Source organism: Cohnella zeiphila (genome assembly GCF_014212055.1).
Lineage (GTDB): Bacteria > Bacillota > Bacilli > Paenibacillales > Paenibacillaceae > Cohnella > Cohnella zeiphila.
Genome location: NZ_JACJVO010000057.1, coordinates 1 through 8,791, shown reverse-complemented (window position 1 = coordinate 8,791; position 8,791 = coordinate 1). Strand labels below are relative to the sequence as shown.

At 60.9% G+C, this 8,791-nt stretch carries 12 protein-coding genes, 1 other RNA gene and 1 pseudogene; 1 reads left to right on the top strand and 13 read right to left on the bottom strand.

Annotation, left to right across the window (positions count from 1 at the left end):
• Positions 1 to 250: hypothetical protein (locus H7C18_RS35445; RefSeq protein WP_238358137.1), on the top strand; the 250-nt coding region annotated here is incomplete at its 5' end.
• Here the strand turns inward: H7C18_RS35445 and H7C18_RS33625 are convergent.
• The 13 genes and pseudogenes from H7C18_RS33625 to H7C18_RS33570 all read right to left on the bottom strand — a co-directional run.
• Complete coding sequence (locus H7C18_RS33625; protein WP_185133513.1) at positions 215 to 481, bottom strand: pro-sigmaK processing inhibitor BofA family protein; 267 nt, start codon at positions 479 to 481, stop codon at positions 215 to 217. The two genes, H7C18_RS35445 and H7C18_RS33625, sit on opposite strands and share 36 nt — an antisense overlap.
• A complete protein-coding gene (locus tag H7C18_RS33620; RefSeq protein ID WP_185133512.1) occupies positions 478 to 741 on the bottom strand; it encodes a DUF2508 family protein in 264 nt (87 codons plus the stop codon). Before H7C18_RS33620 ends, H7C18_RS33625 begins: the two co-directional genes overlap by 4 nt.
• Before the next feature lie 178 nt (positions 742 to 919).
• Entirely contained in the window at positions 920 to 1,516 is a 597-nt protein-coding gene (gene recR / locus H7C18_RS33615; RefSeq protein ID WP_185133511.1) for a recombination mediator RecR, read from the bottom strand.
• A gap of 73 nt (positions 1,517 to 1,589) precedes the next feature.
• Positions 1,590 to 1,901 carry a YbaB/EbfC family nucleoid-associated protein gene (locus tag H7C18_RS33610; protein WP_185133510.1) on the bottom strand — a complete coding sequence of 104 codons (312 nt, stop codon included), beginning with the start codon at positions 1,899 to 1,901 and terminating at the stop codon, positions 1,590 to 1,592.
• Between the two features lie 14 nt (positions 1,902 to 1,915).
• A complete protein-coding gene (dnaX, locus tag H7C18_RS33605; protein ID WP_185133509.1) occupies positions 1,916 to 3,727 on the bottom strand; it encodes a DNA polymerase III subunit gamma/tau in 1,812 nt (603 codons plus the stop codon).
• Between the two features lie 36 nt (positions 3,728 to 3,763).
• On the bottom strand, positions 3,764 to 4,897 hold the full coding sequence (locus H7C18_RS33600; protein WP_185133508.1) for an ATP-binding protein: 1,134 nt from the start codon (positions 4,895 to 4,897) through the stop codon (positions 3,764 to 3,766).
• 209 nt (positions 4,898 to 5,106) lie between these two features.
• Positions 5,107 to 5,371, bottom strand: an RNA gene (gene ffs / locus H7C18_RS33595) — signal recognition particle sRNA large type.
• Between the two features lie 74 nt (positions 5,372 to 5,445).
• Complete coding sequence (locus H7C18_RS33590; RefSeq protein WP_185133507.1) at positions 5,446 to 5,850, bottom strand: hypothetical protein; 405 nt, start codon at positions 5,848 to 5,850, stop codon at positions 5,446 to 5,448.
• A gap of 62 nt (positions 5,851 to 5,912) precedes the next feature.
• Entirely contained in the window at positions 5,913 to 6,110 is a 198-nt protein-coding gene (gene rpmE / locus H7C18_RS33585) for a 50S ribosomal protein L31 (protein ID WP_185133506.1), read from the bottom strand.
• Between the two features lie 221 nt (positions 6,111 to 6,331).
• Positions 6,332 to 6,490, bottom strand: a complete 159-nt coding sequence (locus H7C18_RS36165; protein ID WP_420481902.1) for a hypothetical protein — start codon at positions 6,488 to 6,490, stop codon at positions 6,332 to 6,334.
• 17 nt (positions 6,491 to 6,507) lie between these two features.
• On the bottom strand, positions 6,508 to 6,804 hold the full coding sequence (locus tag H7C18_RS36160) for an aldo/keto reductase (protein WP_420481901.1): 297 nt from the start codon (positions 6,802 to 6,804) through the stop codon (positions 6,508 to 6,510).
• A 283-nt stretch (positions 6,805 to 7,087) separates the two neighbouring features.
• Positions 7,088 to 8,344 (bottom strand): radical SAM family protein, encoded by a 1,257-nt coding sequence (locus H7C18_RS33575; RefSeq protein WP_185133505.1) that lies wholly within the window; start codon positions 8,342 to 8,344, stop codon positions 7,088 to 7,090.
• Between the two features lie 33 nt (positions 8,345 to 8,377).
• Positions 8,378 to 8,791: pseudogene (locus tag H7C18_RS33570) on the bottom strand (hypothetical protein); the annotation flags it as partial.

Genomic DNA, 8,791 nt, shown 5'->3' with positions numbered 1-8,791 from the left:
TTTTCAAGGAACAAGGTCTTCTTTTTCTTGCCGTCACCTTTCAGCGGCGACCTTTATAATGTACCACAGCCAGCGCCCATATTGCAACAAGAAATTAATACCAGCTGCCAAATCTTTATTCGACCGCTTTCGCGCCGGTCAGGCGCGACAGTTAATGTATCATACCGGGCACCGGCTCGTCAATCCGTTCCGCTTGTTTTTAAAGCGCAATTTTTCAAATCAGAACCGCATGTTGGAGAGCAAGGATTAATCCGATTCCCGGCAGTCCGAGAACGGCGACCGTTCCGATCGTCGTCGGATTCAGCGGGACATGCAATCCGGCGGCCAAGCCGGAAAAGTTGAGTGCGTAGATCGCCAGCGCGGACAAGACCAAATGCGTACCGAATCTCGCCAGCCATTCCAACCGAAGCCTGCGGCGAACGAGCATCCAGAGCAGCGAACCGGACGACACCGCGAACATCGTGATCCAAAGCGCCCTCATTGGTACATCTCCCATTCGCCGGCCGAACCCGTGCCGGGAGTGCCCCAAAGCTGCTTCGCTTTGCGAATCAAAATATCGAGTTTCTTCTCCGCGGCCTCCAGCGTATACACCGCATAGTCCACTTGGTCAAAGTCAAGCGCCTCGTCGAATTTGGACCGCGCCGTCGCGCATTCCTGTTGGGCGAGGCGAATATCCTCCACCATTCTCGCTTTTTCCTCGTTGACGACAGCTTCGTTTTTGCGTCCGATTTTGCCAAACATCCCCGTTCCCCCTTCACCGTTCGGTCTCGTTGCCGATGAAGACAACCTATACCATCTCTATGCCCGAACGAATCGGGTTAGAATCGGAGGAACAAGAGGAACGAGGGCGGTCCGTCAAGATGGGAAAAGGCGCCCCGAAGGGCGCCTCTCGTATTTATAGCTTCACGACCGTGATCGTTTATAGTTCCCGTCGGCCTTCCAGCGCCTTGGAGAGCGTCACTTCGTCGGCATACTCCAGATCGCCGCCTACCGGCAAGCCGTGCGCGATCCGGGTCACCTTGATGCCGAACGGCTTGACGAGCCGGGACAGATACATCGCGGTCGCCTCGCCTTCGATATTGGGGTTGGTCGCCAGAATGAGCTCTTGCACCCGTTCGTCGCTCAGGCGGCGCAGCAGCTCCGCGATCCGAATGTCGTCGGGGCCAACGCCGTCCATCGGAGAGATCGCCCCGTGCAGCACATGATACATGCCGCTGAAATCGCGGGTCCGCTCCATCGCGACCAGATCCTTCGGCTCCTGAACGACGCAGATGGCGGATGCGTCCCGCGTTTTGTCCGAGCAGATTCGGCAAGGATCGGTGTCGGTAATGTTGCAGCATACGGAACAATAAGTCAGCTGGCGCTTGACGTTGACCAGCGCCTTGGCGAAGTCGATCGTGTCTTCTTCCTTCATGCGGAGAACGTAAAACGCCAACCGGGCGGCTGTTTTGGGGCCTATGCCCGGAAGGCGTGAGAACGAATCGATCAGTTTGGCTATCGGTTCCGGATAGAACAACGCATTCATACTCCTCCAGCCCCGGCCGCCCGCTCCACCCACGATGGACGAGACGGGCGACCGAAGCGCTTGATCAGAACAGGCCGGGGATCTTCAGCCCTCCGGTGTACTTGCCCATGTCGGCATTGGCCAGGTCGTCGGCTTTGGTCAAAGCGTCGTTGACTGCGGTCAGCACGAGATCCTGAAGCATCTCGACATCTTCCGGGTCGACGGCTTCCGGCTTGATGGCGATGTTAAGCAATTTCTTGTGCCCGTTGACCGTAACGGTCACGACGCCGCCGCCTGCCGTGCCTTCTACCGTCTTGCTGCCCAGTTCTTCTTGGGCCTTGAGCATCTGCTCCTGCATCTTTTTGACTTGCTTCATCATTTGGTTCATGTTGTTCATGGCCAAAAGCCTCCTCAATCGTCTTTAATGATTACCAGATCTTCCCCGAAAAGCCGGACCGCTTCCTCAACCAAAGACTCCCGCGGCGGTTCGCCCCCGTCGTCGGGCATCAGCTGCAGTTCTTCGGCTTCGCTCTTGACCGCCGCCCCTTCCGCCAGCGCCTCCTGCCACTCTTTCTGCGTCAGCGTGGCCAATTGGACGGGGCGTCCGAGCAAGGACGAGAGAACCCCTTCGATAACCTGCTTGTTGGCGGGCTTCTCCGTCGTCTCGCGATGAATCGTGTTGCGAAAAGCGACCAGCACCGTATCGTTCGCAAAGGAGACCGGCTCCCCGTCCACCAGCCAGGCGTGGACCGTCACCCGCTCCTCCTTGACGCGTTGGAGAGCTTGCGGCCACTTGCCCAGCACTTGCAGCGCGTCGGGGGTTCCCTTGGCCGCCAGGAACGCGTCCAGCTTCAGGCGCACCCGCGACGCTTTCGCGGCCCCGGAGCTTCCGGCGCCGGAAGCGCCTCGGGCCCAGCCGCTGCCTGCGCCCCCGCCTCGGGCGGACGGGCCGCCTCCTCCGCCGCCGGCGGGCGGAGCGGCGGCAGCCGCCCCGCGCCGCAGCTCCTCGAGCTTCCGCTCGAGCCCGGCGACCTGCTGCTGAAGATGCCGAAGCTGATCGCCATCGGCGGGCGAAGCGGCGTTGGCATTGCCCGCGGGCGCCGACCGCCGCGCGCTCTCTTCCGCTCCGGGCTGCGAATCTTCCGCCGAGCAGAGACGAAGCAGGGCGATCTCGAACATCGTCTGCGGATGCGCCGCGTACTTCATCTCCGACTGGTAACGATTGAGCAGGTCGACGATCGCGAACAGCCGCTCGCGGGAGAAGCCCTCGGCCACTTCGCGCAGTTCCGCCGGATCGGCCACCCGGCCCGAAGAGGACGCGGCTTGAGGCGCCAGCCGGGCGACAAGCAGATCGCGGAAATAATGCATCAGTTGCTCCAGGCACTTGTCCGCGCTCTTGCCGGCCCGCATCATCTCGTCCACTTCCCGCAGCACGGCCGCGGCGTCCGCTTCCCGAACCGCCGTCGCCAGCCGCGCGAACTGCTCCGAAGGCAGCCCGCCCGTCGCTTCCACGGCGTCGCCGAGCGATACCTGGCCTCCGGTAAATGATGAGATCTGATCGAGCAAGCTGAGTGCATCCCGCATGCCTCCGTCGGACAAGCGGGCGATATAGCGCAGCGCTTCCGGTTCGGCTGCGATTTCTTCCTCCCGGCAAATCTCCGCCAGCCGCTCCGACTGCTCCTCCAGCGAGACCCGCCGGAACTCGAACCGCTGACAGCGCGAGACGATCGTCGGCGGCAGCCGATGGGGCTCCGTCGTCGCGAGCATGAACATCACGTGACCCGGCGGCTCCTCCAGCGTCTTCAGCAGCGCATTGAACGCTTCCGTCGTCAGCATATGCACTTCATCGATAATATACACTTTGCGCCGCACTTCCGTCGGCGCGTATTTGACTTTATCGCGGATGTCCCGAATCTCCTCGACTCCCCGGTTGGAAGCCGCGTCGATCTCGACGACGTCCATGACCGTCCCGGCCGAGATGCGCTTGCAGGATTCGCACTCGTTGCAAGGCTCCGGAGCCGGTCCCCGTTCGCAGTTGATCGCCTTGGCCAGAAGTCGGGCCGCTGACGTCTTGCCCGTCCCTCTCGGTCCGCTGAACAGGTAAGCGTGGGACAAACGGTCTTCGCGGATGGCGTTCTGCAGCGTCTGCACGATATGCTGCTGACCGACCATGTCGCGGAAAGCTTGCGGGCGCCAGGCCCGGTATAGAGCTATATGGGCCATTCCTCGTCGCTCCCGTCGGCTTAGGCTTTAGCCCCATTATACATCATCGGGCGAAAGCGCTCCACCGTCCTCGGCGATTCCTTCCCCTCTCTTTCCGGCTGCCGGGATCGCGACGGTAAATACCGTCCCCCCATTCCCCGACGTGACGCCGATGCTCCCGCCAAGCTCGTGCATGATCCGTTGGCAGATCGACAACCCCAGCCCCGTTCCCTGCTCTTTGGTCGTGAAGAACGGATCGAACACCCGTTCCAGGCTTTCCTGCGGAATGCCCGGCCCGGTATCGCAAACATCGACGAGAACTTCCGGCCCCGCGCCGAATCCCCGCCGCTCCCGAATCGTCAGCGTCCCCCTTTGCTCCATAGCTTCGATCGCATTTTTGCCCAAATTCAGAAAAACCTGCTTCAGCAACTCCTTATCCGCAAAAACGGGAGGCAAGTCCGCGCGAGGCTCGTACCTCAGCAGGATGCCGTGCATCGTCGCTTCGTTGCGGAGCATCGGCAGCATCTCCCGGAACAGTTCGCCGAGATGAACCGGGACGAGCGCCACTTCCTTCGGCTTGCTCAGAAGCAAAAACTCGCTCACCAGCGAGGTAACCCGTTCCAGCTCGCTCATGACGATGCCGATGTAATCCAATTCCCGGTTCATCTTCCGGTCGGTCAACGATTTATGCAGAAGTTGAATAAACCCTTTAATGGCGGTAAGCGGATTGCGAATCTCGTGCGCGGTTCCCGCGGCGACTTCCCCGATCATCTTCAGCCGGTCCGCCCGGCGAATCTGTTCTTCCAATGCCGTCGAATACGTCACGTCGCGAAAAGTCACGTAAACGCCGACGGCTTCATCGCCGTCCCGAAGCACGTCTCCGTCGAGCAGCCAGTTCCGGACGCGGCCTTCCGAGCGCCAGACGAAGCTCCGGTTGCGCAGCGCCTCTCCTTCCAGAAGCGTCCGGCCGATCGGAGGCGGTTCCGCCATGCGGGCGCACCATTCGTCCAACCGAACCCCTATCAAGCGTTCCCTGTCTCCGCCCAACGCCTCGCACACGCCCGGGCTCGCTTCGATTACCCGGAATTGGTTGTCGAGCAGCAGCATTCCCACGGATTCGTCCACCAACAGCCGCTCTACGTAGCGCCTGATGAAATACTCTCTATTTTTCCCGCTATTCGAATGCTCCATAAAACCGCCCCCTTCGGTCTTCCTGGGAAGTTGCCCCGCGGTATCCCCTGTCCCTCCTTCTCCGGCCGCGAATCGTCGCCCGCGAAGCGGCAGTTCTCCGAACGAACGTGAAAAAGCACCCCGAGCGCCAACCTGACTGCGCCGAGATGCTTTAAGCTTCCAACGGATGCGGAGAAACCGCTCCTCCGTTCTATTTCGTAAAATCAGGACCGTGCACCTGCCCCTGATCGTTGCCATCCAGCCGGACATGCCGGCTCGCTCCTGCCGGGCTACCCTTCCACACAAGAACGTGACCACTTACGGCTGCTTCCTTCCGGACCTGACCGGGTTCATGGGCGTCCCTTGCGAAGGACCCTGCTCTCAACACGAAACCAAACACGCCGGAACCTGCGTGGCAAGACCTCAGACAGGAATTCAACCTCGCTATAGCGGATTGCGAGTTACAGGGCACCGCTACCTCCCCGTCTAGCACGGCATGACTTAGTATAACGAATTCGCGGACCGAGCGCAACCGCAGGGAGCGATTCCCTTCGTCACGCGGGCCGGCGCTATTTCGAAGAGCTTACATGGATCGTATAGCGGGGAAAATTAAACCGGAGAACGGACGCGACCTGCCGTTCCACCGTCGGCGTCTCCGTAGGGTTCAGCCCCGGCGTCAGCAGAATGGTTACGTAGGCATCGGTTCCGTTAAAGTTGACCCGGCTCCCGCGGACTCCTCTTACGTTTTTGATCTGTTCCTGAATCAGGGCGGCATCGTTCTTGTAGCTGAGCGCCATATGGCGGCCCGGAATATGGGGATTCGCATTCGTCGTGCCCAAGTAGCCGTCATTGGCGTAGCTTTGCGATTTGATGCTGCTGGAGTTGCTGTTGCCGCTGGCGCAGCCCGCCTGAAAAAGCGCGACGGCAAGCGAGCAGGCGGTCAATCCGGCCCATAGCCGCTTGTTCTTGTGCATGAAAAAACCTCCCTTTACCCGTGTAGGATGGGAAGGGAGGTTCGTTTCTATACCGTTTCGGCTTACAGACCGTATTTTTTCTTGAACTTATCGACACGACCGCCAGCGTCAATGAACTTCTGCTTCCCGGTGAAGAAGGGATGGCAAGCGGAGCAAATTTCCACACGGATGTTCGGACGTACCGAACCCGTCTCGAAAGTGTTGCCGCAAGCGCAGGTAGCCGTAGTGACGTGGTACTGCGGTTGAATTTCTGTCTTCAAGCGCGTTCACCTCTTTTCGCCCTGAGCCACAGGCGGACCCAGAGTATTAGACACATAATCGGATTATAGCACAGGACGTTCTCAAAGAACAACGGTTGTTTTTGCCGGCGAATGGCGCGGTACCGGTTTACGCGGTCATTGGCGCTTCCATCTTAAAAACCGGTCTCCGGAAACGGCGCCTTTGGGAACCGCAGCCTCAATTCGCTCGACCTCCTCCTCGCTTAACCGAATAGCCGAAGCGGCGGCGTTTTCCTCCAAATAAGCAATGCGCTTCGTTCCCGGAACGGCACGATGTCTTCTCCCTGCGCCAGCAGCCAGGCGAGCGCCAATTGAGACGGCTTGCTTTTTTTCTCATCGGCCAATTCCTCGAACCCGCGCAAGAGAACCAAATTTCTACTTAAGTTATCGCCTTGAAGCCGGGGGAGGTGCGGCGGGCGTCGCCTTCCTCCAATTCGTCCGGGCTGCCGATCTTCCCCGTCAGAATTCCTCTTCCCAGCGGACTGTACGGCACGAAGCCGATGCCAAGCTCGCGGCAAACGGGCAGCGCTCCGTCCTCGACGTCGCGGGTGAAAAGCGAATTTTCCGACTGCAGCGCCGTAATCGGATGCACGGCATGCGCCCGCCGAATATCCGCCGGATCGGCTTCGGACAAGCCGATCCGGCGGACTTTGCCTTCGCGGAGGAGATCGGACATGGCGCCGGCGTTTCGTCGAATTGACCGTGCAAGGCGATGCGACCATCCCCGAGCGACAGGCTTTGCTGGAGAATCATAAGAGGGAATGGGAACGAAGACAGATCGAGCATAATAAGGCCTACGAAGCGGTAAACCGGAAGTCGGAGCAATATAAAATTTACTTTGAGAGAGAACGAAACGGCAAATCTTAGAAGCATTCTCTAAACGCCGGCACGGACGAGTCCGCCGAAAAAAAGCAAAACCTCCGGTACCGCTTGAAAAGCGGAATCGGAGGTTTTCGGCCTTAAAGCTGCCTTTGCCGATTAGGCGGTACGTGGGTAAACGAGCCGACGACGACGTCCGGAAGCTCCTCGCGGAAAATCTCGAGCAGCGTCTTCATTCCGTAAATTTCTCCCTGCGCCTTCGGGATAAGCGACAGGTACGCGTCCGGATCGATGTTCAGATTGCGCATCTGGATCAGCTTCAGCCCGGTCCGGCGAACGAAGCCGATCATCGCTTCGATCTCTTCCTCGCGGTCGGTAACGCCGGGGAACACCAAGTAATTGATCGAGGTGTAGACCCCCTTGCTCGCCGCGTATTTGAGCGACTTCTCGACGTTCGCGAGCGTGTAGCCCCGCGGACGGTAATAAGCGTTGTAGTGATCGTCCAGCGCGCTGATCGTGCTCACCCGCATCAGATCGAGCCCCGCGTCGGTAATCGCCCGAAGGTGGTCGGACAGCCCCGCGTTCGTATTGATGTTGATGTAGCCCATGCTCGTCCGTTCGCGCACCTGCTTGATTGCTTCGACGATCGTCTTCGCCTGGGTTGAAGGCTCGCCTTCGCAGCCTTGTCCGAAGCTGATAATCGACTCGGGGGTGCGCAAATGCTCCAGCATGATCTCCACCACTTCGTCGACGGTCGGCTTGAACTGCAGCCGCGTCTGGGGAGAGACGAAGCCGCTGTCGTCCGGCTGCTCGGAGATGCACCCGAAGCACCCGGCGTTGCAGGCGAACGACACGGGCACGGCGCCCTCCCACCGCTGCAGGAACGTGTTGGAGGAAGTAAGGCACTCGTATTCAAGGGCGCAATGGGACAAATGCTTGTACAGCCGGTTGTCCGGATAAGCTTCGAGCAGGCGATCCACCTGCAGCCGGACTTCCTTGCGGTCGCAGTTGTCGGGATTCCAGCGTTCGGCGTCGTCGCTCTGCGAGGCGGCGACATAGAAGCCGCCATCCTTCCAGACCACGGCCGTATAGCCGAACAACGGCAGCATTTGCGTCTTGTCGGTTTTGGCGTAGCCGGGCACGTAAAAGCGGGTGTAGCCCTGCGGAAGCAGCGCGCCCACCGCTTGGTAGTTGCCCGGCAAGGGCATCATTCGCCCGGTATCGGGATCCATCCCGACCGCCCGCGTGGACGGAAGGCCGACCAAGGTCGCTCCGGGCGGAAGCGGAATGAGCTCGTCCTCGAGCAGTTCCACCAGGTTGTCGCCGCTCCGGGCTACGCCGTACAAGTCGGGATGGTCGTATACGTTGTTGTTCTCGTCTGCATAGACCAGATGCATCGTTGCAGAAGCCCCCTCTCTCTGGCCGGGCGCTTATTCGGCGTCGCTGCTCTTCGCCGTGCGGCGGGTCGCCGGCTTCTTGGCCGGCGCTTCCGCCGCAGGCTCGGCGGCGGAGGCGCCATCTGCCGTCGCCGCCGTTTTGCGCCGCGAGGCGGCCGGCTTCTTGGCCGGCGCCTCGGCAGCGGGAGCCGCGCCGGCTTCTTCCGGCGCGGCGGCCGCTTTGGCGCGGGACGCGGACGCGCTCTTCGCGCGCGTCGCGCCCTCGCCCGTGGCGGCTGCGCGCGAGCTTGCGGCCGCGCGCGTCTTCGCCGGCGGCGCAGCTTCGCTCGCCGCCGCAGGCTCGGTTGCGGCCGGCGGCTTCGCGGCCGCCGAGGAAGGCGACGCCGCGGGAGCCGGCGTCGCTTGCGGCGCAGGCGCCGGTGCGGCAGCGGCCGGCGCGGTTGCGGG